This window comes from Sulfitobacter dubius (genome assembly GCF_900113435.1).
In the GTDB taxonomy this organism is placed as follows: domain Bacteria; phylum Pseudomonadota; class Alphaproteobacteria; order Rhodobacterales; family Rhodobacteraceae; genus Sulfitobacter; species Sulfitobacter dubius.
The window spans coordinates 617,282-641,932 of record NZ_FOPG01000003.1 but is presented as its reverse complement, the minus strand read 5'-3'; the positions used below and the strand labels follow the sequence as shown (position 1 = coordinate 641,932).

Here is a 24,651-nt window from a genome sequence, read left to right as displayed (position 1 = left end):
GCATTCCGTGATGTCGTTGGATGTTTCAGAACCCTGACGTGCGTAACTTGACCGATGCTTCGGGTCGGACCAAGGTCAGCGGTGTAACTGTACACAGATTGCTGATGAGGTCGGCTGTGAGTGTTTTGGAAATGTACCACGACTTTCGAAAGCAATTTCCCAAGCTCACCCGTGCCGCAGACGCCAAGCACCTGCAAATCTGGGGCAGTGTCGATGATGACACGGCATATGTCTGGTTCGAAAGTTTGGCTGCTACGATCAACGATCAGATGGTGGATGAAAAACAACGCACCGATATCGCGTCGGTTTTCACATACTTCCAAGGACAACTTCGTGCGGGTAGCCATGAAGTTGAGAACTGCATTGAAGTTAGTCTTATTGAGAACCTCTTTTGGGAAGTGAAACCAAGTTTTGCTACCAGTGTTTGGCCGCAACTACCCAAGTCTATGCAACGACTCTATCTTAACTTCCATGGTCGGCCCCCAACGCAAGAATAGCCCACGTTTGATCAGCGTTGAGATGAATTGAGGAGAAAGCCTGCTCTGCTCCACTAGGTTAATCGCTAATGCAAGAAGCGCCCGAAGATATCTTCGGGCGCTTCATTTGCCATAAAACCATGCCTTTAAGGAGACCGGCCGAGGGCTGCATGCACCACGCACCCCACAGGCCTGGGGCGCAACCGCCCCCAAGTATCTTTAGACTGCAGTCTTCAACTGATCGGCCAGATCACGGCGCTCCCAGCTAAAGCCGCCATCCGCGTCGGGCGCGCGGCCAAAGTGGCCGTAGGCCGCCGTGCGCTGGTAGATCGGTTTGTTCAATTGCAGATGCTCGCGAATGCCACGCGGGGTCAGGTCGATGATCTGGCGGATGGCCTTTTCGATCGCCGCGTCATGTACGTCACCGGTGCCATGGGTGTCGCAATAGATCGACAGCGGCTCGCTCACCCCAATCGCATAGCTAAGCTGGATGGTGCATTTCTTGGCCATCCCCGCCGCCACAACGTTCTTGGCCAAATAGCGCGCGACATAAGCGGCTGAGCGGTCCACCTTGGTCGGATCCTTGCCCGAGAACGCACCGCCGCCATGCGGAGCGGCCCCGCCATAGGTGTCGACGATGATCTTGCGGCCCGTGAGGCCCGCGTCGCCATCCGGCCCGCCAATGACGAAAACACCGGTGGGGTTCACATGCCAAACGGTGTCAGCGTCGATCCAGCCCTCGGGCAGCACTTCGCGGATGTAAGGCTCCACGATATCGCGGATATCGGCGCTGGTCTGGCGTTCGCTCTCATGCTGGGTCGAGAGGACAATGGAGGTTACGCCCACGGGTTTGCCGTTCTCATAACGCACCGAAAGCTGGCTCTTGGCGTCGGGCCGCAGGGTCGGCTCGGTCCCGTCTTTGCGCACTTCGGCCAGACGGCGCAGGATCGCATGGGCGTAGTGGATCGGCGCGGGCATCAGCTCGGGCGTCTCATCGGTGGCAAAACCGAACATGATCCCCTGATCGCCTGCGCCCTCTTCCTTGCCGTCCGACGCATCAACCCCTTGGGCGATATGCGCGGACTGGGGGTGCAGCAGATTGGTGATCTCACATGTCGCGTGGTGGAACTCATCCTGCTCGTAACCGATGTCTTTGATGCAGGCGCGGGCGATGTCTTCGACCTTGCTAAGATATTCGTCAAGCTTGGTCTTATTGGCCAGACCGACCTCCCCGCCGATCACGACGCGGTTGGTGGTGGCAAAGGTCTCGGCGGCGACCCGCGCTTCGGGTTCCTCGCTGATGAAAGCGTCGAGGATGGCATCGGAAATCCGGTCGCAGACCTTATCCGGGTGCCCCTCGGAAACGGATTCCGAAGTGAAAGTATAGTTCTGACGGGACATGTAGTGCTCCAATAAAAATTACGCACCACGTCAGGAAGCCGTTGTGATGCTCTGCCAATGGCTTAGACAACCGCTGGTGGATGGTCAATCGGCATTCCCGGGGCTGCGGCGGCGGGCCACGGCAAGCCCCGTAAGGCACAGCGCCAAGATTACAGAAAGCGGCAAATCTCCGCTGCCGCTATAGAGTGTAGGCGGCAATGGTGCCGGCAGCGGCGCGTCGATGAACCCTTCGGTGTTCAGCGCCAGTGACGCGATCACCCGCCCCTGCGGGTCGATCATCGCCGAGATGCCTGTGTTGGCCGCACGGGCCATCGGCAGCCCCTGCTCAATCGCCCGCATCCGCGCTTGGGCAAGATGTTGGCGCGGGCCTGCGGCCTTGCCGAACCAAGCGTCATTGGTGACCTGCATCAAGAACGCGGGCCGCGCCGGGGCTGCGTTCACGTCATGGGCAAAGACGGCTTCATAGCAGATCAGCGGCAAGCCCGCGCCGAGCGGTCCAAGGTCCAAAAGCTCTGCGCCCGGCCCGCTGGAATACCCATTCCCTTCCTGCGCGGCGAGCCCGTGGATCCCGAAACGCGCCATCAGATCGCCCATGGGCATGTATTCGCCAAAGGGCACGAGGTGATGTTTATCATAAAGCTGGTCAACAGCGCCATTGGCATCCAGCACCACCAGCGAATTGAAATAGCGCATGTTCGACCGGCGCTGCACCCCAAGGACGACCGGAACGTCAGACGCCGCACCGATCTCAGCCAGCGCACTGCCCGCCATATCCAGCGCCCAAGGGATCGCGGTTTCGGGCCAGATCACCAGATCGGGTGCACGCCCCCTGTCTTTGGGGGTGGCGGCGGTATACTCAAGCTGCCGCGAGAAATAGAACTCAAAGGTGTCGGAATTCCATTTGTCCCGTTGCGCGGCGTTGGGCTGAACCAGCCGCACGACATTCTCGGTCAACGCCGCAGGTGGTGTCTGTGGCGGCAGCACCAACAGCAGCAAAGTAGAAAGCGCCAGCGTCCCTTGCCCCAAGCGCAGGGCGAGTGGTCCGCGCAGCAGCAAGATCGCGGCAATCGCAAACAGCCAGAGGTTCAGCGCATAGGGGCCAACCCATGCCAAACCCTGCCCGGCCATTACGCCGACCAGCGCCTGCGCGGGCATGGCCCATGGGAAACCGGTGAAGATATAGGCGCGAAGCAGTTCCACCGCCGCCCAAGTCAGCGCTAAGGCCAGCCCGCGCCGTGGCGCAATCCAGCGGGCAAGACCAAAGGCCAGCCCCGAGAACAGCGCCATGCCTGCCGCCAGCAGGATCAGCGCAAAGGGCGCCATCCAGCCGTGACGCTCCACATCGACCATAAAGGGCGACACGATCCATTGCAGGGCGTGCAGGAAATAGCCAAAGCCAAAGCCCCAGCCCAAAAGCGCCGCGCGAAACGGGCCGCCAGATTGCGCACGGTACAGCCAAAACGCCGCCACCAGCCCGGCAAAGAGCAAAAGCGGAAGTTCATAGGGCGCTTGCCCGAAGGCTGCGATGGCGCCGGCGATTGGAGCCAGCAACATCCGGCCCCGCATCGCCAGCCGTTGCATCATCCCCCTGCCCCTTGGGTGCGTACCCGCAACCGTTTGATGCGGCGCGGATCGGCGTCGATCACCTCAAACTCAGGGCCGTCAGGGTGCAAGACAACCTCGCCCCGTGCGGGAACGCGACCCGACAGCATGAAGACCAGCCCACCAAGGGTGTCGATCTCCTCTTCGTCGACGGTCTCATGGTCGGTCAGCGAATGGCCAATCTCGGCCTCAAAGTCGCCCAGCGGTGTCTTGGCGAGCGCCAGATAAGTGCCGGGTTTTTCGACCGTCCAATAGGTGCCCTCGTCAACGTCATGTTCGTCTTCGATTTCGCCTATGACCTGTTCGATCAGGTCTTCGATGGTCACCAACCCGTCGACACCACCATATTCATCGATCACCAATGCCATATGCCGCCGCTCGGCCTGCATTTTGGTCAGCAGCACACCGATGGTCATAGACGGCGGCACATAGACCAAGGGACGCAGCATGGCGCGCAGATCGAACTTGGTGTTTTTACCGTTAAAACCGTGGTTTAGCGCGAGGTCTTTCAGGTGAACCATGCCAACGGGCGTGTCCAAGGTGCCGTCGTAAACCGGCAAGCGGGTCATCCCGCTTTCCCTAAATACAGCCACCAGCTCATCCAGCGTGGCGCTGACCGGCACGGCGGTAATATCTGCCTTAGGCACCGCCACATCATCAACCCGCATACGGCGCAGGTTTATCATGCCGTGGCCGGTGGGCCGCTCGGCCTCTGCCGATGCCTCGGGGGTGTCATCCTCGCTGTCCGATGGGCTCAACGCCTCGAACACCCGAGAAAAGAAATTGCCGGTGCGCATTGCGCTATCGTCCGGCAGCTCATGTCTATCTTCATCCGCAAGCGCGCTCTGCGCCGCCTCAGATGATCCGTCTGTATCGCCCATTGGGTCCCGTCTGTGTTGCAAAGCCCCTTAAGGCCCATTTTCCCTATATGGGTCATCATAACCCATTTTGCCAAGTATTTCGCGCTCTAACCCTTCCATCAACGTCGCGTCGGGGTCATTTTCATGGTCATAGCCCAGAAGATGCAACAGCCCGTGTACGATGAGATGGGTCACATGCGCGGCCAGAGGCTTGTCTGCCGCTTTAGCTTCGGCGGCACAGGTCTCATAGGCCAAAGCGATGTCGCCCAGTTCGAGCATTCCGTCAATGCCGGGGGAGACGGGCAGCGGATCGCCGCCCGGTGCGGCGGCACCCCGTTCTTCTGCGGGCCAGCTCAGCACATTAGTGGCGCGCGCTTTGCCGCGAAAGTCTTCGTTCAGTACAGCAATGCGGGCGTCATCGCAGGCCAGCAGGGTCATCTCTGCCGCCTCGGCGTTGAGGCCGAGATGCCCCAGAGTGGCGCGTGCCGCCGCATGAGCGAGCGGTTCAAGGTCGACCGCGTTCCAGCGGTCGTCCTCAATCACGAGGTCGAAATCTTCTAGCATCACATCAAGCGGCACCGCTATCCGCCTCATAAGCCTCAATAATCGCCGCCACGAGCGGGTGGCGCACCACGTCTTTAGAGGTGAAATAGTTGAAGCTGATGCTGGGGATCGTTTTCAGCAAGCGCTCGGCATCCTGAAGCCCCGATTGCACGCCACGCGGCAGGTCGATCTGGGTCCGGTCGCCGGTGATCACCATGCGGGAGTTCTGCCCTAGCCGCGTCAGGAACATCTTCATCTGCATCGACGTGGCGTTTTGCGCCTCATCCAGCACGACGAAGGCGTTGGAAAGCGTCCGCCCGCGCATAAAGGCCAGCGGCGCGATCTCGATGCGCTTTTCTTCTAGCAGTTTCGCCAATTGCTTGCCCGGCAGGAAATCATTCAGCGCGTCATAGAGCGGCTGCATGTAAGGATCGACTTTGTCCTTCATGTCACCGGGCAGATAACCCAGCTTTTCTCCCGCTTCGACAGCAGGACGGCTGAGAATAATCCGGTCCACATGCCCGCCGATGAACATCGACACGCCCACCGCCACCGCCAGATAGGTCTTGCCGGTGCCGGCAGGGCCGATGCCAAAGGCCAGTTCATTGTCAAACAGCGATTGCACATAAGCCTTCTGCGCGTCAGTGCGCGGCTCCACCCGTTTCTTGCGGGTCTGGATTTCAATCGCGTCCGAGATCGGCATTTCCAACTGGTCGCCCTGGCGCACGCCAGTGCCCGCGCTGGAATTGCCCATGCGCAACATGCCGTCCACATCCGCAGGCTCAACCGAGCGCCCGCTTTCCAGCCGCACATAAAGCGCGTTCAGCAGGCTTTCGGCTTTCTCCACGGCCTCGCCCTCACCCAAAATCTGCAGGTGATTGCCGCGCCGGATGATCTGCACCTCGAGCGACTTTTCGATGGCAGCCAGATGCGCGTCATAGGCGCCGCAGAGGTCGATCAAAAGGCGGTTATCGGGAAATTCCACCACCCGTTCGGCCGCGGTTTCCGGTGTCATCAGATCAGTTGAAGGCAATGCGCGTATCCTTTGTGAAGCACTAAATGGTGAGATAGTCAGGCGGGCAGGATTTACCAACCCGTAGCGACAAAAAGGGCCGAAGCGCAATGCGCTCCGGCCCGAGGTGTCTGATATGGTCCGCCAAGGTCAGTTCGGGTCTTTGATGTTGGAGCCGCCCTTGAAATCTCCGACCGTATGGGTTGGAGGGGCCACGCCCGAACAGACCGGCTTGCCGAATTTATCAAGCCGTGCCGACAGATAGCCCTCAACCCCATCGTCGATGATCCAGTGGTCGCAGCCGTTGGGATCGACCCAGATACCGGCCTGAAGGTTGCTTAGGTGCTTTTTATCGATGCCCCGGTCAAATGTCTTGTCCGAAGGGTAGCCCCGGCCCAGACCACCTTCGAAGTCGGTACAGGCTGACAGGCCGACAGCACAGGCGGTGACCATGAGAAGTTTCGTCTTAATCACTTTTTTGGTCCCTTCAGCGAATGCAGATAATTTCGACACGGCGGTTTTTGGCCATGTTCGCAGCGGAATTGTTCGGCACGGCGGGCATCCGTTCACCATAGCCACGCACATCAGCGATACGCGCACCAACCTGATTGGCGACATGCGCCACGGCATTGGCGCGGTTGTAAGAAAGACGCATGTTATAGGCGTCCGAGGCGCGGCTGTCGGTGTGGCCAGTGATGATGTAAGATACTGCCCCGGTCGATTGGAAGAAGTTCGCCAAACGCGCACGGCCCTGAGCGGAGATATTGTATTTGTCGGTGGCAAAGAACTGATCCGCCTCCATCACGCCGCAGACATTGCCCCGGCGGCAGACCGGAATGCCCTGACGCGTGGTGTGCGGGGTCATATAGCCCTCGGCCCCGTCATCCATGACCCAATGCTCACAGCCGTCGGGATCAACCCAAATGGTCGGCGTGTAGACGCCCTTGTCGCGGCCCTGTTGCGAGGGTGTCTGCGCGTCTGCCGACGTGCTGGCCACGGTAAGCACGGCTGCCATCGTCAGGCTGGCCATGGTGCGCAGCGCATTGGAAATAGTGGGTCCCACAGCGTTTGTCCTTATTCTAAATTCTGGCAAATGCGGCCCCTCCCCGGACCCGCGTCCACGTAATATACGGCTAGGTTAAGTAAAAACGGGCCTGCTGTGAAGCTGCGAAATCAACATTTTGTGGCTCGGGCACTTCGGGTTACAACGAATCTGTCGCGCCACTGGGGCAGGAATGACCATCCCCACCCGGCCTACAGGCCACCAGCCCGCCGACAAAAATGCCCTATTAACCCATGGGTCGGCGACAATCATCCGCAAGCCTTTGAGATTGTTCGCACCTCTCTGACAGTGCCATCGAATCTTCTTGAAATACGCACGATTGGGTCTAAGCCTCTATGCATCAGATCGCGAGGGTGGGACTTTCGCGCGGCTTTGCCGATCTTGACTGACGCTGCAACGATAACTGGGGGACCAACTCATGATGAAAACAATACTCGCCACCGCCGTCACCGGCCTGCTTGCCCTGCCCGCCTTTGCCGGAGGTGTGAAATACGCCTACCACAATCAAGGCAAGGCGCATCCAACAGGCAATGTGATCCACGTCAGCTGCTACCGTGGGCCATGGAATGACGTGATCTGGGACCGCCCCAATTCCGTTTTTGTGGATAGCCTCGTCGCCGTTGGATACGACTTCTCGACTGCCCATGCCGTGGCCGAGCGCATTTGTCGTGATGACAAGCTGGTTGGCAACCCTGCGGGCATGAAAGCGGCGATGGAGCGGATCTTTGCGGATGCCTCTTCTCACCGGAAACACAACTACTGATACGCTTGGGGTGCGCGGCGACGCGCACCCACTGCGGCCCTGCTGGCCACCAAGATAGAAAAGGATTTAGATCTGAACAGCGGCCAAAGAGTTCGTTTTGGCCTCAGTCACCCGCACGCGCTGGATATCACCAATCGCCGCCGTGCAGTTCTCAATATGCACCGCATGCAGATACTCTGACTTACCGAGCATCTGACCGGGCAAGCGGCCTTTCTTCTCAACCAGAACCGACACCTCGCGCCCAACCATCGACTGCTGGATTTCGCGCTGGTGCTGAGTGATGAGCCCCTGCAAACGTTGCAGGCGGTCGTCAGCCACGACTGGATCGACCAGCGGGCGTTCGGCCGCTGGGGTGCCGGGGCGGGTGGAGTATTTAAACGAATAGGCATAGCCGTAGCGCACCTGCCGGACCAGCTCCATCGTGGCCTCGAAATCGGCATCGCTTTCTTCGGGGAAGCCGACGATGAAATCGCCCGACAGAAGGATATCAGGCCGCGCCTCGCGGATACGTTCCAGCAGCTTGAGGTAGCTTTCGGCGGTATGGCTGCGGTTCATCCTCTTCAGGATGTGGTCGCTGCCGGACTGCACCGGCAAGTGCAGGTAAGGCATCAGTTCGGGCACCTCACCATGCGCCGCAATCAGATCGTCGCCCATGTCGTTAGGGTGGCTGGTGGTGTAGCGGATACGCTCCAGCCCATCGACCTTGGCGAGTGCGCGGATCAGTTCGGCCAGCGTCATGCCCCCGTGGTAGGCATTCACATTCTGCCCCAGCAAAGTGACTTCGCGCACTCCGCGCTCTAGCAGATCGCGGGCCTCCTCCAGCACTTTTTCGGCGGGGCGCGAAACTTCGGCACCGCGGGTATAGGGTACCACGCAGAAGGCACAGAACTTGTCGCAGCCCTCTTGCACGGTGAGGAAGGCCGCGGGCGCGCGTTTCGCCTTGGGGCGGCCCTTGAGGTGGTCGAATTTGTCTTCTGCCGGGAAATCGGTGTCCAGCGCGCTTTGACCGCTGCGCACTTTTGCCTCCATCTCTGGCAGACGGTGATAGCTTTGCGGGCCAACCACCAGATCGACGGCGGGCTGACGGCGCATGATCTCTTCGCCCTCGGCCTGCGCCACACAGCCCGCCACACCGATCTTCAGATCGGGCCGCGCGTCTTTCAACGGCTTCAGGCGGCCCAACTCGGAATAAACCTTCTCTGCTGCCTTTTCGCGGATGTGGCAGGTGTTGAGCAGGATCATATCCGCGTCATCCGCGCGGTCGGTCGTGACATAGCCCTGACCGCCCAGGCTTTCGGCCATGCGTTCGCTGTCATAGACGTTCATCTGGCAACCATAGGTCTTGATGAACAGCTTTTTCGGTTGTGTCATGGCGGAGATCCAACTGGCTTTGGCAGTATATAGGCAGATGGCGTCGTCTAGCAGCGGCAGCCGCGTCTTGCAATGCATCCGGAATTGACCGACTTTGCGCCACGGAAATACCAGCGGGGGCCTATGCGGTATCGCGATCTCGATCATCTTATCAAAGAGGCGCAGGCGGCGCTCAAGGCGGGCCCCATCGCCATGATCGTGGTCGAGGATGAGGTGGAGATCGACACCACCCTGCGCCACCACCAGCAAGCGGGCTTTGACACTGTGTTGGCGCTGATGCCCGCCGCCTTTGATCTGCCCCGCGACTTGCAGGAAAGCGTGCTGCGTGTGGACTACGACACCACCGCCGAAGGCGCGTTAGCGCAGGCGGTAAACCGGATGATCCCGGCGGTGCCAGGGCAATGGCTTTATTACTGCTACAACGCCGAATATCTGTTCCACCCTTTCAGCGAGACGCGCAACGTCAAGGAACTGCTGGCGTTTCACAGCGAAGAGCGGCGCGATGCGCTGCTTGGCTATGTGGTTGACCTCTACGCGCTTGACCTCAAACGCCACCCCAACGCTGTCTCACTGGAACAGGCGCATCTGGACCGGTCAGGCTATTACGCGCTGGCGCGTAAAGACGTAGCGCGCGATGGACACCCCAAGGAGCGGCAGTTGGACTTCTTCGGTGGCCTGCGTTGGCGGTTTGAAGAACACGTGCCGAAGCTGAGCCGCAAAATTGATCGCATCCCGCTGTTTCGTGCCAAGCCGGGTTTGAAGCTGCGCAGCGATCACACCTTTAATGATGAAGAATACAATACCTACGCCTGTAAGTGGCACCACAATATCACCATAGCCGTCTGCTCGTTCCGCACGGCAAAGGCGCTGAAAAGCAATCCCGGCAGCCGCTACGATATACCGACGTTTCAATGGCATAACTCAGAGCCGTTTGAGTGGCATTCTAGGCAGTTGATGGATCTGGGCCTAATGGAGCCGGGTCAGTGGTTTTGAAGAAGACCCGGTAGCCTCGGCGTTGACCGTGTTCCCTCCTGCCCAAACCCGCCGCTTTCCTAAAACCTCCTTGCACTCGCGCTTTATGCACCTATGACGGAAGACAGCCAGAACGGGAGGGTCCGATGTCCGTCAACATGCTCGACACATTCATCAAACCAATGCACCGCGAGGGCGTCAAATTCGTGGCGATCTTTGCCGCCATCACGCTGGTGCTCTTCGCCATCGAAGAAGTGCTGGGCTGGATCGGCGTCGGGTTGACCGTTTGGTGCTACTATTTCTTCCGCGATCCTGAGCGTGTGACCCCCGACCGGCCCGACCTCATCGTCAGCCCCGCCGATGGCATCGTCTCGCTCATCGAGCCTGCCGTGCCGCCTGCCGAACTGGGCATGCCCGATGTGCCGCTGATCCGCGTCAGCGTCTTCATGAGCGTGTTTAACTGTCACATCAACCGCGCCCCCGTCGCGGGCAAGGTGCAGGCCGTCGCTTACCGTCCGGGCAAATTCTTTAACGCCTCGCTCGACAAGGCCAGCGCCGACAATGAGCGTAACAGCCTGTGCATCCGTATGGACGATGGACGCGATCTGGCCGTGGTGCAGATCGCCGGCCTCGTCGCACGTCGCATCGTCTGTTTCGTAAAATCCGGTGACGCGCTGGAAACCGGCGAACGCTTTGGCTTGATCCGCTTTGGCTCCCGGCTAGATGTTTACCTGCCCGAGGGCGTCGACCCAATGGTCAGCATCGGGCAAACCATGGTCGCCGGGGAAACCGTGCTGGCCGAGTTGAAACCGCCGGTGGCCCAGACCACCCCCGTCTAGGATTGCTGCATGCGCCCCTCTTCTGAAAAGTCCGGCGCAGACCTTGCGCTGATCCAGCTCCTGCCCAACGCGCTGACGATCACCGCGATTTGCGCAGGGCTATCAGCGATCCGGTTCGGGGTGCAGGGCAACTATGTGCTGGCCGTGCAACTGATCCTTCTGGCCTGCGTGCTGGATGGTTTGGACGGGCGGCTGGCGCGGTTGTTGCGCTCTTCCAGCCCGATGGGCGCTGAGTTGGACTCACTGGCCGATTTCCTGAACTTCGGCGTGGCCCCGCCGCTGATCCTCTATTTCTGGGCGCTGCAAGACATGCGCAGTGCGGCATGGATTTCCGTGCTGATCTATGCGGTCTGCTGCGTGGTGCGGCTTGCGCGCTTCAACGTGAACGACAAGGCCGAGGCCGAGAAGGCCAAGAATGGCGACGCGGTGGGCGAGAGCGGCTCGTTCTTCACCGGCATCCCCTCCCCGGCGGGCGCGCTGTTGGTGCTCCTGCCGATGACCGCCTCTTTTGCCTTTCATAACCGGCCCATCGTGCCGGATTGGTTAATTTGTCTGCATATGGTGCTTATCGGCTTTCTGATGATCAGCCGCATTCCCACGTGGTCGTTCAAGACCACCAAAGTCTCGCGCCGCCATGTGAAGTACCTGCTGGTGGGTGTGGCGATTTTTGCCGCAGCGCTGGCGACCTATGCTTGGACCACGCTGGTTGCCCTTTGTGTGGCCTATATCGGCATGGTGGTCTGGGGCCTGCTGCGGGCAAGGAAAACGAATAAAACCAAAAGGATTTAAGATGGATATCAAGGCGGTTGAGACATCCTATGCCCGCTGGGCGCCAATTTACGACAAGACCTTTGGCGCGCTGACCAGCGGCGGTCGCCGTCATGTCGTTGCCCATATCAACAAGGGCAGCGGATCGGTCCTTGAAGTGGGCGTCGGCACTGGCCTGTCCCTGCCCCATTACGCGCCCCATCTGTCGGTCACCGGCATTGATTTCAGTGACGAGATGCTCGCGAAAGCCCGTCAGCGGGTCACCCACGAAGGACTAAAGCACGTAGCCGACCTGCGCCAAATGGATGCCCGCAACCTCGATTTCCCCGACGCCAGCTTTGATACCATCGCCGCCATGCATGTCCTTTCGGTCGTGCCCGAGCCGGAACGTGTCATGGAAGAGATTGCCCGCGTGTTAAAGCCCGGCGGTCAGGTGGTGATCGCTAACCACTTCATGCGCACCACAGGTGTGCTCGGTTTCCTAGAGAAGGTCTCCGCCCCTTTTGCCAACACACTCGGGTGGCACTCGGATTTTGAGATGGAAACCGTGTTACAGCAAGATGCGCTTCAGCTTGAAGACGAACGCGCCTTGCCTCCGATGGGCATGATGACATTTCTGGTGCTGCGCAAACGCGGTTAAGCCGCGCCCTGCGGTGGGGTGCGATGCCCCGCCGCTTAAGACTTCCGGCGCAGGCGGATCACCACATCGACCGAAGCAATCTCGGCGCCCTCTGGCGCATCGGGAAGTTGGGCGATCACCAATTGCTCGGATGGCGCGTCTGTCAGCTTGCTGTCGTCTTCCCAGAAAAAATGCGGGTGGTCGTGGGTGTTGGTGTCGAAATAGCTTTTGGAGCCATCAACGGTCACTTCCTGCAACAGCCCCGCATCACAAAAGGCGCGCAGCGTGTTGTAGACCGTCGCCAGCGACACGGCTTCGCCCTGCCCCTTGGCCGCCTCAAACAGGCTCTCAGCGGTGACATGACGGTCTTGACCATCGCCCACCAGCAGGCTTGCCAGCGTGACACGTTGGCGTGTGGGGCGTAGTCCGGCCTGCGCCAGCCAGCGCGTCCCGACCTCTTGTTCCTGTTCGGACATCAGTTTCCTGCCTTTCAGAGCCATATAAAGGATGAAATCCCCGGTTTTCAATTGAAAACCTCGCGCCAATCGTCGCAGCCGCCCTTGCGCGGCCCTTGCAGCACGCGGTGACGCGGTGCTAAACGGGGCCGGTGTTATAACAGAGCAGCAGGAGAGCCGCAGGATGGCCGACTACCCCACGAGTTTCGACAAGGAAGATCTGCTGAAATGCGCCCGCGGCGAGCTTTTCGGCCCCGGTAACGCGCAGCTTCCCGCCCCGCCGATGCTCATGATGGACCGGATCACCGATGTCTCGGCCGACGGTGGTGCCCATGGCAAGGGCCATATTACCGCCGAATTCGACATCACTCCGGACCTGTGGTTCTTCGAGTGCCACTTCCCCGGCAACCCGATCATGCCCGGCTGTCTGGGCCTTGACGGTCTGTGGCAACTGACCGGCTTTAACCTCGGCTGGCGCGGCTGGCAGGGGCGCGGCTACGCGCTTGGCGTGGGCGAGGTGAAACTCACCGGCATGGTACGCCCGGACCGCAAGATGCTGACCTACAAGATTGATTTCACCAAGGCGATCCAAACCCGCCGCCTGACCATGGGTGTGGCCGATGGCATCGTCGAAGCCGATGGCGAGGTGATCTATCAGGTGAAAGACATGAAAGTGGCGCTGAGCGAAAGCTGAACATCGCGTCCAACGCCTTAAAAAGGGGGCCATCCGGCCCCCTTTTTTTTGCGTGAGTAGTGTCATTCGATTTAGATGGTTTGCATCTCTTGCACCTTGCCGTCATGACGGCCCGTGACCGCTGCTTCGGCCAAGACAGCCGCCACATCCGCACGGCGTGCCTGCGCGCCTTGATCCACGTCATTGCCCAGTTTCACGGCGTCAGTCTTAGGATCATCCGTCAGTGCCACGGGCCGCAGGATCGAATAGGTCAACCCAGAGGCCTGCAAATGCTCGTCAGCGGCTTGTTTTGCCTTTAGGTAATGGGTCATCTCGTGGTCCTCGGGCGGATTGTCTGCCCCGACCGAGCTTAGCATGACAAAGCGGTCAACCTTGGCCTCGCGGGCGAAATTCACCAGACGCTGGGCGCCCTCTCTGTCAACTTTCTCGGTCATTTCGGGCCCTGTGCTGCCGCCCGACCCTGCGGCAAAGATCACTGCATCGACACCGTCGCATACGCCCGTTTGCAGGTTGGTCAAATCCCCCTGCCGCTGTTCAGTGCCTTCTGGCAGAACGGAGGTGTCGGAGCCATCACGCACCAATGCAATGGGCTCGGCCCCTCGCTCTTTCAATTCGCTCACAAGCAGACGCCCCGTTTTGCCGGTCGCACCGGCAACAAGTATCTTCATAGTCATATAGAACCCCTTAAAAATTTTGCAGATATCAGGGCGAACGGCATATGATACCGCCCGCCAATTGCCGTTCAGGACGACAGGAAGATCGATTTGGCGTTGACGAATTCCTTCATGCCAAAGCCGCCGTGCTCACGCCCGTAACCAGAGTTTTTCACCCCGCCGAACGGCATATTCGGATCGGCTGCACCAAAGTTGTTGATCCGCACCATACCGGTATCGAACTCATCTCGCGCCAGCTTGAGCGCGTGCTCTTCGTCGGTGCAGAAGATGCCACCGCCCAAGCCATATCGGCTGTCATTGGCGAGGCGCATGGCGTCTTCGTCATCCTTGGCGCGGATCACCGCCGCCACAGGGCCAAAGATTTCATCGTCATAGGCTGGCATCCCGGGCGTCACTTCCGACAAAACGGTCGCAGGATAGTAGGTGCCTGTTCGGTCCGGCACTTCCCCGCCGCATAGGATCTTGGCCCCCTTCTCGACGCTCTCTTTTACCTGATCGCGCACCGTTTCAAACTGGCCTTGACTGGAAAGCGGTCCAAGCTTGGTATCTTCGTCCATCGGATCGCCCATCGGGATTTCCTTCATCGCGTCGACATAGGCGCTAACAAAGGCGTCGTAATTCTTCTCGGTCACGATAAAGCGCTTGGCCGAAACACAGGTTTGACCGTTGTTATAAAGCCGCCCCATGGTCGAGAATTTGACAGCCGTTTCGATGTCCGCATCTTCCAGCACCAGATAGGCGTCGTTCGAACCCAATTCGAGCACGGATTTTTTGAGGTTTTTCGCCGCCTCCGCACCGATATGGCTACCCGCCTTATCAGAACCGGTCATGGTCACACCGCGCACAAGTTTGTGGGCAATCAGCTTGTCGGATGTGTCGTGGTCAATGATGATCACATTGAACAAATCCTTAGGCAGCCCGGCTTCTTCGCAGATTTCTTTCAGACGCAGACCGCTGCCAGTGCAGATTTCCGCGTGTTTCAGCACGCAGCCATTGCCCGTCATTAAATTAGCGGCCAACACGCGCACGGGCTGGTACAATGGGAAGTTCCAAGGCTGAATTTGATAAATCACGCCGATGGGCTGATAGGTCACCACGCCACGCTTCTTGCCGCCTGCGTGTTTGCGCTCTTCGTCTTCCAGCATTTCTGGGCCGTTTTCGGCGGTGTATTCAAAGATCTGCGCGCAAAGCTCGACCTCTGTCAGACCGTCCTTGTACAGCTTGCCGACCTCACGGGTCATTAACTCTGACAAGTTCTCTTTATTCTCGCGCAGCTTTTCCGCGATCTTTTTCAGGTATGGGGCGCGCTCAGCATGGGAGAGTTTGCGCCATTCTCTGAAAGCTTCATGCGTGGCCTCGACCGCTTCGGTCGCCTCGGCTTCGGACATCCCGGTGTAGGTGTTCAGTACCTCTTCGGTGGCGGGGTTTACCGTCTTGATCTCGGGCATTCTGTTCTCCTTTATGTCTCGCTGGGCTAACACCGCCTGCCCGCCGGGCGTTCCATCACAGAACCTTGACCGGCAACTTCCGCCCGCTGTCTTTCGGCAAACCGCTTGCGCCGTGCCGCCGTGCTGTCATACACCGGGGCTGATAAAACAAAGGAGTGCTGCCCATGCGCCGCGTCGTCGTCACAGGGTTGGGAATTGTCTCATCCATCGGAAATAACGCCGAAGAAGTGCTAGCCGCGCTGAAAGACGGCACCTCCGGGATCGAAGCAAGCCCGGAGATGGCCGAACACGGGTTCCGCAGCCGCGTGGCCGGGACGCTCAAGATCAATCTGTCCGACCACATCGACAAGCGCACCCTGCGTTTCATGGGTCCGGGCGCGGGTTATGCCTATGTCGCCATGTCCCAAGCGATTGCGGATGCGGGTCTGGATGAGAGCCAGATCAGCAACCCGCGCACAGGTCTGGTGGCAGGCTCTGGCGGGCCGTCGACCAGCGCCATGTTCACCGCGCATAACATCGTCAAAGACACCGGGACGACCAAGCGCATCGGGCCCTTTGCCGTGCCGAAATGCATGTCTTCGACCGTCAGCGCGAACCTTTCGACCGCGTTCAAGATAAAGGGCATTAACTATTCCATCACCTCCGCCTGCTCCACCTCGCTGCATTGCATCGGCAACGCGGCCGAGCAGATCATGCTGGGCAAGCAAGACGTGATGTTTGCGGGCGGCGGCGAAGAGTTGGACTGGACGCTCAGCTGCCTCTTCGACGCGATGGGCGCGATGTCGTCCAAGTACAACGACGCACCCGAAACGGCGAGCCGCGCCTTCGACGCCGACCGCGACGGTTTCGTGATCTCCGGCGGCGGCGGTATGCTCGTGCTCGAAGACCTCGACCACGCGCTGGCGCGCGGCGCGAAAATCTATGCCGAGGTGACCGGCTATGCCGCCACCAGCGATGGGCATGACATGGTGGCACCCTCCGGCGAAGGCGGCGAGCGTGCAATGCGTCTGGCGCTCGACACCCTGCCCGAAGGCCGCAAGGTCGGCTATATCAACGCGCACGGCACCTCGACCCCCGTCGGCGACGTAGGCGAGATCGAAGCGGTCCGCCGCGTCTTCGGCAAGGGCAGCACGCCACCGGTAAGCTCCACCAAGTCGATGACCGGCCACGCCCAAGGCGCCGCCGGAGCGTTGGAGGCGATCTTCAGCCTGCTGATGCTCGACAACGATTTCATCGCCCGTTCGATCAACGTGCAAAACCTCGACCCCGCGCTTGATCCGTCGGAAATCGCGCTTGAGCGCGTCGATAACGCGGGCCTCGATTCCGTGATGACCAACTCCTTCGGGTTTGGTGGCACCAATGGGTCGATGATCCTGTCGAAATACAAAGGCTGAGGGCGCGGTATGTCAGGAATGCTTGCAGGAAAACGCGGTCTTATCATGGGCGTGGCCAATGAACGCTCCATCGCTTGGGGCATCGCCAAGGCGATGGCAGAGGCCGGGGCCGAACTGGCCTTCACCTATCAGGGCGAGGCCTTTGGCAAGCGTCTTGAGCCGCTGGCCCAGAGCGTCGGGTCGGACTTCATGGTCGATGTCGATGTGACCGATGACGCCTCGCTCGACCGCGCCTTCGAGGAATTGGGCGCGCGCTGGCCGACGATTGACTTCGTCGTGCATGCCATTGCTTTCTCGGACAAATCCGAGTTGACGGGGCGGTTCCTGAACACCAGCCGGGCGAACTTCAAGAACTCGATGGACATCTCGGCCTATTCCTTCATCGACGTGGCGCGCCGCGCGCATCCGCTGATGGTTGAGAACGGCGGCACATTGATGACGCTGACCTACATGGGGTCAAACCGCGTGACGCCGAACTACAATGTGATGGGTGTGGCCAAGGCGGCGCTAGAGAGTGCGACACGTTATCTGGCGAATGATTTGGGGCCGGAAGGCATCCGCGTGAACGCGATTTCGCCGGGGCCGATGAAGACGCTGGCGGGGGCTGCGATTGGTGGCGCGCGCAAGACGTATAAGCACACGGATCAGAACGCGCCACTGCGGTCGAATGCGACACTGGAGGCGGTTGGTGGCACGGCGGTTTATCTGGCGTCTGATGCGGGGGCTTGCACGACGGGTGAGATTATCCGCGTCGATGGTGGTTTCCACGTGTTGGGAATGCCGCAGGCGGATCACCTGTAAGTCTAGAACTAAGGGCCATCGCCTGCCCGTGGGGTGGCGATGGCAACGTGGCTTTGTGCCACTTTATGGTGCAGCCTTTGGACGACTTCGAAGGCTCCCGCCCAGCCTCACCAAATCGCCAGCCCGCCGGGACGGGCAGGCGATGGCCCGGTGCCTGCGGCTTGATTCCGGGCTGGGGTGGTATCCTTTACCGCAGCACATCCGTCTGCCAGAGCCAGATTTTCATCCCACCATGCGCAATCGCCGGCCCCTGCGGCTTCCACGGCAACCCGGTCGCCCGCGCCAAAGGCGGCTCTGACGTCACCAGCGCCACACGCCAGCCGCGGAACCGCGCCTTCAGCGTCTCGCCCAGCGTCCCATAGAGTGGATAGAGCAGCTTCTTATTCCCGATGCGCCCGCCATAAGGCGGGTTCACGATCACCAGACCGGGCTGGCCTTCGGGCGGCTGCACCTCCCCTGCCCCATGACAGGCAAAATGACACCACGCACCAACACCCGCACGCTCGGCATTGGCCGTGCTCATCCGGATCGCGCCCGCGTCCCGGTCCGAGCCGTAGAACCGCGCTGCAGGCGCGGCCACCGCCCCGCCGCTGCGCATCTCTTCCCAAGCTCCAGCATCAAAACTCGCCAAATCCTCGAAAGCAAAGCTCCGGCTGCGCCCCGGCTTCAACCCCGACGCAATCTCCGCCGCTTCAATCAAAAACGTCCCCGAACCACACATCGGATCAACCACCGGCTCGCCGGGCTTGTAGCCGCAAGACCGCAGCATCAGCGCCGCCATATTCTCGCGCATCGGTGCCTTGCCCACAGCCTCTTTATGCCCGCGCTTGTGCAGCGCCTCGCCAGAGGTATCGAGGCTGAATTGCACCGCGTTGTCATGGATGCGCACCTTGAGCACCAATGCTGCCTCGGCATCCACCGTGATCCCATGGCTTTCACGCAGCGCCGTCTCGACCCGCTGCTGCGCCGCCCCGGCATGGTAAATCTTCGACGCCTTGCACGTCACCTGCACCTTCACCGGCACATCGGCGCGCAGCACGTCACCAAAGGGAAACTTGCGGCAGCGTTTGTCCAACTGCGCCAGATGGAAGGCCATAAACCCGCCAATCCGCGCCAGCACGCGACCCGCGCCGCGCAGATCAAGGTTCGCACGCCAGACCTCGGGCCAGCCGCCCTGAACGGTCACGCCGCCGGGCTGCGCCTGCGCCTCGGCAAAACCTTTTTCCTGCGCCTCGGCGCAGAGCAAATCCTCAAGCCCGGGCGGGCAGACAAGGAAGATCTCGAATGTATCTGGGGTATCCATGGCCCCTGCATAAGCGCCTGCGCGGCGCGGTGCGAGGGGAAAAAGACGCGCATGGCGTCTTCTAGGCCCGCCGGGGAGGCATCCCCCCGGCAGGCAATATCAGATCGCTCAGGCGATTTTGACCAGTTCGATATCAAACTGCAGGTCTTTGCCCGCCAGCGGGTGGTTGGCATCGAGGGTCACGGTGGTCTCGTCCACTTCCACCACGGTCACGGGCAGCGCCTGACCTTCGGGCGTCTGCATCTGCAACTGCGTGCCGGGATCAAGCGGGATGTCCGCCGGAATGCCTTCGCGCGGCACCGATTGGCGCATCTCAGGGTTCACCGGACCGTAGGCGTCGTCGCTGGGCACCTGAACGACCTTCTTGTCGCCTTCGGTCATGCCGGGCAGCGCGCTGTCGAGGCCGGGGATGATCTGACCCGAACCCACAACGAATTCCAACGGGTCACGGCCCTCGGAACTGTCAAATGTGGTGCCGTCCTGCAGCGTGCCGGTATAGTGAATCTGTACTGTGTCGCCGGATTTGACCTCAGCCATTGTCGTCTCCAATTTGTCAGGGGAAAAAGGGAAGGAGGCCACGTATCTGCGCGGGTGCTCCAAATTCCGCGACAGCATGAAGATTGTGCGCCTGAGAGTAAACCCCCAGTCCCGGCCGATTGGGGAATTCGCCCCTTTTCGCCGCTGCGCCCGCGTGCCACTCTGCCGCGACACGGAAAGGGAGAGCCTGTCAGATGCCCATCACAACCTGCGTTTTCGACGCCTATGGAACCCTGTTCGACGTGGCTGCTGCGGCGCGTGAGGCGGCCAAAGAGCCAGCCTTTGCCGCCATCGCCGACACTTGGCCGCAGCTGGCAGAACACTGGCGCCTCAAGCAGTTGCAGTATTCATGGCTGCGCGCCGTGACCGGGGCGCATGACGATTTCTGGCAGGTCACCCAAGAGGGGCTGGACTGGTCGCTGGAGAAATTGGGCGTCGCAGACGACCCTGCCCTGCGCGAGCGTCTGTTGGCGCTTTATTGGGAGCTTCAGGCCTTTGCCGAAGTTCCCGCCATGCTGCGTGCGCTGAAAGACGGCGGCCTGAACACCGCGATCTTATCCAACGGCTCGCCCGCGATGCTGGACGGGGCGGTGCAATCTGCGGGAGTCGGTGATCTTTTGGATGTGTCGCTCTCGGTCGAAAGTGTCGGGGTCTTCAAACCCCATGCATCGGTCTATGATCTGGTCGGGCAGCACTACAGCTGCGCCAAAGACGAGGTGCTGTTCGTCTCCTCCAACGGCTGGGACGCGGCGGCGGCGACGGGCTATGGCTTCACGACCGCATGGGTAAACCGGGGCGGCGATCCGGTGGACCGCCTGCCATGGAAACCTGCGCATCAGTTGCGTGAGCTCAGCGGCATCCCTGCATTGGCGGGCCTCTGATGGCGCGGTTCACCACCTCCGACGGTCTGTCACTGCACTACACGGACGAAGGCTCCGGCCTGCCGATCCTCTGCCTTGCTGGCCTCACCCGCACCGGGGCGGATTTCGACTATCTGGCTCCACATTTGGCCGATCACCGCCTGATCCGCATGGATTATCGGGGCCGTGGGCGTTCGGATTTCGACAAGAATTGGCAGAACTACACGCTGCCGGTGGAATGCCGCGACGTGCTGGAACTGCTGGCGCATCTGGAGTTGGAGCAGGTCGCCATCATCGGCACCTCGCGCGGCGGGCTTAACGCGATGGGGCTTGCGATGGTCGCCCATGACCACCTTTTGGGCGTGGCGCTGAATGACGTCGGGCCCGAGCTTGACGCCAAGGGCGTCGAGTTCATCATGGGTTATCTGGGGCGCAACCCCGCCGCCAAGACCTATGAAGAGGCCGCCGCCGCCATGGCCCGGGCCTTTTCCGAATTTCGCGGCGTGCCGGAAAGCCGTTGGCTGGAAGAGGTGCAGCGCCATTACACGGCGACCGAACACGGGCTGAAAATCACCTATGACCCGCATCTGCGCGACGCAGTTGCCACCGCAGGCCAGCCGACGCCCGACCTCTGGCCGTTTTTCGACGCGCTTCAAGGCCTGCCACTGGCTGCGATCCGAGGCGCGAATTCGACCTTACTGAGCCGCGAAACGCTGATGCAAATGCAGGCGCGGCGGCCGGATATGATCGTGGCCGAAGTGCCGGATCGCGGCCACGTGCCATTTCTCGACGAACCCGAGGCGCTGGCCGCGCTGCACGAATGGATAGGACAACTGCAATGAATATCGACATGATCCGCGCCTCCGCCGCCCGGGCAGAGGGCCATGTGCGGCGCACGCCCCTGTTGAACTCGCCCTTTCTGGACGAGATCGCGGGCCGTCGCATTTGGGTCAAGCCAGAGTGCTTGCAACATACCGGCAGTTTCAAGTTTCGCGGCGCGTGGTCGGCCCTGTCATCGCTGGATCCTGACGCGCGTGCCAAGGGTGTCATCGCCTATTCCAGCGGCAACCACGCCCAGGGCGTGGCACTGGCCTCCAAAATGCACGGTGCCCCCGCCGTGATCATCATGCCCAAAGACAGCCCGCGCCTGAAAATTGCCAACACCCGCGCCTATGGGGCCGAGGTCGTACTCTATGACCGCGCGAATGAAAGCCGCGAAGAAATTGGCGCGAAACTGGCCGAAGAACGCGGCCTGACGCTGATCAAACCTTACGACAATCCGCAGGTGATCGCGGGCCAAGGCACCACGGGGCTGGAGATTGCGCAGCAGGCAGCCGAGGCCGGGATCGAGAACGCTGATGTAATCGTCTGCTGCGGCGGCGGCGGTCTAACGTCCGGCATCGCGCTGGCACTAGAGGCTGAGGCCCCCAGCTTTCGCGCGCGCCCGGCGGAGCCGGAAGGCTTTGACGACGCGGCCCGGTCGCTGGCGCAAGGTAAAATCGTGGGCAATGCCCGCCCGCTTGGATCGATCTGCGATGCCATCGTGACGCCCCAGCCGGGTGATCTGACCTTTCCAATCATGCAGCGGCTCGCCGGTCCCGGTCTGGTGGTGAGCGATGATGAGGCATTGCAAGCCATGGCGCAGGCGTTCAATCGGCTGAAACTGGTGGCCGAGCCGGGCGGCGCGGTGGCATTGGCAGCAGCGTTGTTCCGTGGGGATGAGATTGAGGGGGACGACGTGATCGTCACGATCTCTGGCGGGAACGTAGATGCAGAAATGTTCGAGCGCGCGTTGCAGACGTTAGGGTAAAGACAAGCGCAGCCTTGGCTTAAGGGTCCGGGTCGGCGCGCCCATCCCGTGGCCTGCCACGACCCGGCAGTGCTGTTCGCTCTTTGCCCTCCGACCATCGCGCGATATGCTGCCCCTTCAAGCCGTTCACAGGAGACGACCCATGCGCATTTTCGACACCGGCGAGGTGCAACTCCACTACCGCGTTGATGGGCCGGAAGATGGCGCACCTGTGGTCTTTGCCAATTCGCTCGGTACCGACTTGCGCCTGTGGGATCCGATCTTGCCGCTGCTCGCCCCCGGCCTGCGGATCATCCGGTTTGACAAACGCGGCCATGGACTGTCGTCCTGCCCGCCCGCGCCCTATTCGATGGGATCGCTGATTACCGACACCGAGCGGTTGCTTGACCACCTAAACGTCCGCGACTGCGTTTTTGTCGGCCTGTCGATTGGCGGCATGATCGCGCAGGGACTGGCTGTCAAACGGCTCGACATGATCCGCGCGCTGGTGCTGAGCAACACCGCCACCAAGATCGGCAACCGTGACATCTGGGCTGAGCGGATCGCGGCGGTGGAACAGGGCGGCATCGAAAGCCTTGCCGACGCGGTGATGGAGCGCTGGTACTCCCCCCAATTCCGCGCGACGCCGGAGCTGGCGCTGTGGCGCAACATGCTCACCCGCCAGCCGGACGCGGGCTATGCGGGCTGTTCGGCGGCGATCTCGCACAGTGACTTCATGACCCCGACATCCGGCCTGCGCCTGCCCGCGCTTGGCATCGCGGGGACCGAGGATGGCTCCACCCCGCCTGATCTGGTGCGCGAGCTGATGGACCTAATTCCCGCTTCCAAGTTCAAGCTGATCCGCCGCGCGGGGCATCTGCCTTGCGTCGAGCAACCGCAAGAATACGCCGAAATACTGAACGAATTCCTTGCCAACGTCGGGCATATTCCCAAGGCGCAGGGCTGAGCATGGTGCCATGCGATCACGACACCCCTGCTTTCCGCGACGGGCAGGCAAATTGCGCCCAGCCGACTGGCCCCGACCGCACCCGGACCGATGCGCAGCCGCGTCGCCTTGCACCGGGCGCCCTTGCCTTTGCCACCCGTGCGGACCACCTCTAACCGGATGCCGCTGCCGCTGATTTTTATCCTTTTGACGGTGATGATTGATGCCATGGGCGTCGGTCTGATCCTGCCGGTGATGCCCGACCTGATCCGCGAAGTGCGCGGTGGCGGGCTGAGCGATGCCGCCCTTTGGGGTGGTGTGCTGGCGACTGGTTTTGCCGCGATGCAATTCCTTTTCGGACCCGTTCTGGGCGGACTGTCTGATCGTTTTGGCCGCCGTCCGGTCTTGCTGCTCGCGCTGGTGGTGATGACTGTAGACTACGGCGTCATGGCACTAGCGGGCAGCATCTGGCTGCTGCTGATCGGGCGGCTGGTGGGTGGCATCACGGCAGCGACCCATGCGACGGCATCGGCCTATATGGCTGATATCTCTCCCGCGCAGGATCGCGCGGCGCGGTTTGGACTGATTGGCGCGGCCTTTGGCGCGGGCTTTGTCTTGGGGCCGCTGATGGGCGGTATCTTGGGCGAATACGGCACCCGCGCACCTTTCTGGGCGGCGGCGGTGCTGGCGGCAGGCAATGCCGCCCTCGGATGGCGCGTCCTGCGCGAGACCCTGCCCCAGACGCAACGCCGCAGATTTGACTGGCGTCGCGCCAACCCGCTGGGCGCGCTGCATGCCCTTGGCCGTCTGCCGGGCATCGGTCGGATGCTCTTGGTCTATTTCATCTATCATGTGGGCTTTGCCGCCTATCCGGCGGTCTGGGCCTATTTCGGGGTCGAACGGTTTGGCTGGTCCCCGACGATGATCGGCCTGTCCCTGGGTCTGTTCGGCATACAGATGGCACTCGTCCAAGGTGCGCTGATCGGCCCAGTGCTGCGCCGCCTTGGCGCGCGGGGCACGGTAATCATCGGCCATGTCTTTGCCCTCGCGGCCTTTGCGGCGCTGACCTTGCTAAGCTCGGGCACTTGGGCGTTGATCATGATCCCGCTTGCCGCGCTTGCGGGCGTGATTCCCCCGGCGCTCCAAGGCATCATGTCGGCCCGCGTCAGCGCCGATGCCCAAGGCGAATTGCACGGCGCGCTCAGTTCCTCGACCGCGCTGGCAATGATCATCTCCCCCCTGACGATGACAGCGGTCTTTGCCTATTTCACCGCGCCCGGTGCCGCGCTTTATCTGCCCGGCGCGCCCTTTTTGCTGGCGCTGCTGCTGACGTGCGGCGGGCTGATCATCTTTGCCAGCCGCCCTACCCCTACGTCACAAAGCAAGCCTAAACTCGATTGAGCCTATTCCCCTGCTTGCACCATAGGCCCATCCGCGTCAGGCTGGCGAAAACCGAGTAAA

The 24,651-nt window shown here is 61.0% G+C and carries 27 protein-coding genes and 1 riboswitch; of the genes, 14 read left to right on the top strand and 13 right to left on the bottom strand.

Annotated elements, in window-relative coordinates; translation table 11 throughout:
* Positions 1-38 precede the first annotated feature (38 nt).
* Positions 39-497 carry a DUF7674 family protein gene (locus BM229_RS15660; RefSeq protein WP_167360270.1) on the top strand — a complete coding sequence of 153 codons (459 nt, stop codon included), beginning with the start codon at positions 39-41 and terminating at the stop codon, positions 495-497.
* A gap of 198 nt (positions 498-695) precedes the next feature.
* Here the strand turns inward: BM229_RS15660 and metK are convergent, their stop codons facing one another.
* The 7 genes from metK to BM229_RS15625 form a co-directional block, all read right to left on the bottom strand.
* A complete protein-coding gene (gene metK / locus BM229_RS15655) occupies positions 696-1,877 on the bottom strand; it encodes a methionine adenosyltransferase (RefSeq protein ID WP_093928551.1) in 1,182 nt (393 codons plus the stop codon).
* 4 nt (positions 1,878-1,881) lie between these two features.
* Positions 1,882-1,930: riboswitch (SAM-SAH riboswitch) on the bottom strand.
* A 31-nt stretch (positions 1,931-1,961) separates the two neighbouring features.
* Positions 1,962-3,461, bottom strand: coding sequence for an apolipoprotein N-acyltransferase (lnt, locus tag BM229_RS15650; RefSeq protein WP_093928550.1), 1,500 nt, complete (start codon positions 3,459-3,461; stop codon positions 1,962-1,964).
* Complete coding sequence (locus BM229_RS15645) at positions 3,458-4,360, bottom strand: hemolysin family protein (protein WP_093928549.1); 903 nt, start codon at positions 4,358-4,360, stop codon at positions 3,458-3,460. The genes lnt and BM229_RS15645 overlap by 4 nt, the downstream gene beginning before the upstream one ends.
* Positions 4,361-4,387: 27 nt before the next feature.
* Positions 4,388-4,933, bottom strand: a complete 546-nt coding sequence (gene ybeY, locus BM229_RS15640) for an rRNA maturation RNase YbeY (protein WP_093928548.1) — start codon at positions 4,931-4,933, stop codon at positions 4,388-4,390.
* On the bottom strand, positions 4,908-5,897 hold the full coding sequence (locus BM229_RS15635) for a PhoH family protein (protein WP_093928547.1): 990 nt from the start codon (positions 5,895-5,897) through the stop codon (positions 4,908-4,910). The genes ybeY and BM229_RS15635 overlap by 26 nt, the downstream gene beginning before the upstream one ends.
* A 147-nt stretch (positions 5,898-6,044) precedes the next feature.
* A complete protein-coding gene (locus BM229_RS15630; RefSeq protein ID WP_208604098.1) occupies positions 6,045-6,368 on the bottom strand; it encodes a hypothetical protein in 324 nt (107 codons plus the stop codon).
* 13 nt (positions 6,369-6,381) lie between these two features.
* Positions 6,382-6,957, bottom strand: coding sequence for an OmpA family protein (locus BM229_RS15625; protein WP_093928546.1), 576 nt, complete (start codon positions 6,955-6,957; stop codon positions 6,382-6,384).
* A gap of 418 nt (positions 6,958-7,375) precedes the next feature.
* Between BM229_RS15625 and BM229_RS15620 the strand changes: the two genes are divergently transcribed.
* Entirely contained in the window at positions 7,376-7,720 is a 345-nt protein-coding gene (locus tag BM229_RS15620) for a hypothetical protein (RefSeq protein ID WP_093928545.1), read from the top strand.
* Positions 7,721-7,786: 66 nt separating this feature from the next.
* On the opposite strand, the gene miaB is transcribed toward BM229_RS15620, so the two are convergent.
* Entirely contained in the window at positions 7,787-9,091 is a 1,305-nt protein-coding gene (miaB, locus tag BM229_RS15615; RefSeq protein WP_093928633.1) for a tRNA (N6-isopentenyl adenosine(37)-C2)-methylthiotransferase MiaB, read from the bottom strand.
* A 123-nt stretch (positions 9,092-9,214) separates the two neighbouring features.
* Here miaB and BM229_RS15610 point away from each other — a divergent pair, with 123 nt between their 5' ends.
* From BM229_RS15610 to BM229_RS15595, 4 genes are all read left to right on the top strand, one after another.
* Entirely contained in the window at positions 9,215-10,084 is an 870-nt protein-coding gene (locus BM229_RS15610) for a hypothetical protein (RefSeq protein ID WP_093928634.1), read from the top strand.
* A gap of 125 nt (positions 10,085-10,209) precedes the next feature.
* On the top strand, positions 10,210-10,902 hold the full coding sequence (locus tag BM229_RS15605) for a phosphatidylserine decarboxylase (protein WP_093928544.1): 693 nt from the start codon (positions 10,210-10,212) through the stop codon (positions 10,900-10,902).
* A gap of 9 nt (positions 10,903-10,911) precedes the next feature.
* On the top strand, positions 10,912-11,691 hold the full coding sequence (gene pssA, locus BM229_RS15600) for a CDP-diacylglycerol--serine O-phosphatidyltransferase (protein WP_093928543.1): 780 nt from the start codon (positions 10,912-10,914) through the stop codon (positions 11,689-11,691).
* A gap of 1 nt (position 11,692) precedes the next feature.
* A complete protein-coding gene (locus BM229_RS15595; RefSeq protein WP_093928542.1) occupies positions 11,693-12,310 on the top strand; it encodes a class I SAM-dependent methyltransferase in 618 nt (205 codons plus the stop codon).
* A 35-nt stretch (positions 12,311-12,345) separates the two neighbouring features.
* Here the strand turns inward: BM229_RS15595 and irrA are convergent, their stop codons facing one another.
* Positions 12,346-12,765: an iron response transcriptional regulator IrrA gene (gene irrA, locus BM229_RS15590; RefSeq protein ID WP_040701812.1), complete on the bottom strand. Its 420-nt coding sequence runs from the start codon at positions 12,763-12,765 to the stop codon at positions 12,346-12,348.
* Between the two features lie 163 nt (positions 12,766-12,928).
* On the opposite strand from irrA, the gene fabA reads away from it, so the two are divergent.
* Positions 12,929-13,438 (top strand): bifunctional 3-hydroxydecanoyl-ACP dehydratase/trans-2-decenoyl-ACP isomerase, encoded by a 510-nt coding sequence (fabA, locus tag BM229_RS15585; RefSeq protein WP_067261401.1) that lies wholly within the window; start codon positions 12,929-12,931, stop codon positions 13,436-13,438.
* Between the two features lie 71 nt (positions 13,439-13,509).
* On the opposite strand, the gene BM229_RS15580 is transcribed toward fabA, so the two are convergent.
* Both BM229_RS15580 and BM229_RS15575 read right to left on the bottom strand, forming a co-directional pair.
* On the bottom strand, positions 13,510-14,112 hold the full coding sequence (locus BM229_RS15580; protein ID WP_420855263.1) for an SDR family oxidoreductase: 603 nt from the start codon (positions 14,110-14,112) through the stop codon (positions 13,510-13,512).
* Positions 14,113-14,180: 68 nt separating this feature from the next.
* Entirely contained in the window at positions 14,181-15,560 is a 1,380-nt protein-coding gene (locus tag BM229_RS15575; RefSeq protein ID WP_093928541.1) for an NAD-dependent succinate-semialdehyde dehydrogenase, read from the bottom strand.
* Positions 15,561-15,724: 164 nt separating this feature from the next.
* Here BM229_RS15575 and fabB point away from each other — a divergent pair, with 164 nt between their 5' ends.
* Positions 15,725-16,954 (top strand): beta-ketoacyl-ACP synthase I, encoded by a 1,230-nt coding sequence (gene fabB, locus BM229_RS15570; protein WP_093928540.1) that lies wholly within the window; start codon positions 15,725-15,727, stop codon positions 16,952-16,954.
* Positions 16,955-16,963: 9 nt separating this feature from the next.
* Positions 16,964-17,755: an enoyl-ACP reductase FabI gene (locus tag BM229_RS15565; protein WP_093928539.1), complete on the top strand. Its 792-nt coding sequence runs from the start codon at positions 16,964-16,966 to the stop codon at positions 17,753-17,755.
* A gap of 187 nt (positions 17,756-17,942) precedes the next feature.
* On the opposite strand, the gene BM229_RS15560 is transcribed toward BM229_RS15565, so the two are convergent.
* Complete coding sequence (locus tag BM229_RS15560) at positions 17,943-19,058, bottom strand: THUMP domain-containing class I SAM-dependent RNA methyltransferase (RefSeq protein ID WP_093928538.1); 1,116 nt, start codon at positions 19,056-19,058, stop codon at positions 17,943-17,945.
* A gap of 108 nt (positions 19,059-19,166) precedes the next feature.
* A complete protein-coding gene (locus BM229_RS15555) occupies positions 19,167-19,595 on the bottom strand; it encodes an FKBP-type peptidyl-prolyl cis-trans isomerase (protein WP_093928537.1) in 429 nt (142 codons plus the stop codon).
* Between the two features lie 194 nt (positions 19,596-19,789).
* On the opposite strand from BM229_RS15555, the gene BM229_RS15550 reads away from it, so the two are divergent.
* The 5 genes from BM229_RS15550 to BM229_RS15530 all read left to right on the top strand — a co-directional run bounded on the left by BM229_RS15550 (position 19,790) and on the right by BM229_RS15530 (position 24,591).
* Entirely contained in the window at positions 19,790-20,476 is a 687-nt protein-coding gene (locus BM229_RS15550; RefSeq protein WP_093928536.1) for a haloacid dehalogenase type II, read from the top strand.
* Positions 20,476-21,297 (top strand): alpha/beta fold hydrolase, encoded by an 822-nt coding sequence (locus BM229_RS15545; protein WP_093928535.1) that lies wholly within the window; start codon positions 20,476-20,478, stop codon positions 21,295-21,297. Before BM229_RS15550 ends, BM229_RS15545 begins: the two co-directional genes overlap by 1 nt.
* Entirely contained in the window at positions 21,294-22,265 is a 972-nt protein-coding gene (locus BM229_RS15540) for a threonine ammonia-lyase (protein WP_093928534.1), read from the top strand. The genes BM229_RS15545 and BM229_RS15540 overlap by 4 nt, the downstream gene beginning before the upstream one ends.
* A 142-nt stretch (positions 22,266-22,407) precedes the next feature.
* On the top strand, positions 22,408-23,211 hold the full coding sequence (pcaD, locus tag BM229_RS15535) for a 3-oxoadipate enol-lactonase (RefSeq protein WP_093928533.1): 804 nt from the start codon (positions 22,408-22,410) through the stop codon (positions 23,209-23,211).
* Between the two features lie 159 nt (positions 23,212-23,370).
* Entirely contained in the window at positions 23,371-24,591 is a 1,221-nt protein-coding gene (locus BM229_RS15530; RefSeq protein WP_093928532.1) for a TCR/Tet family MFS transporter, read from the top strand.
* Positions 24,592-24,651: the final 60 nt, after the last annotated feature.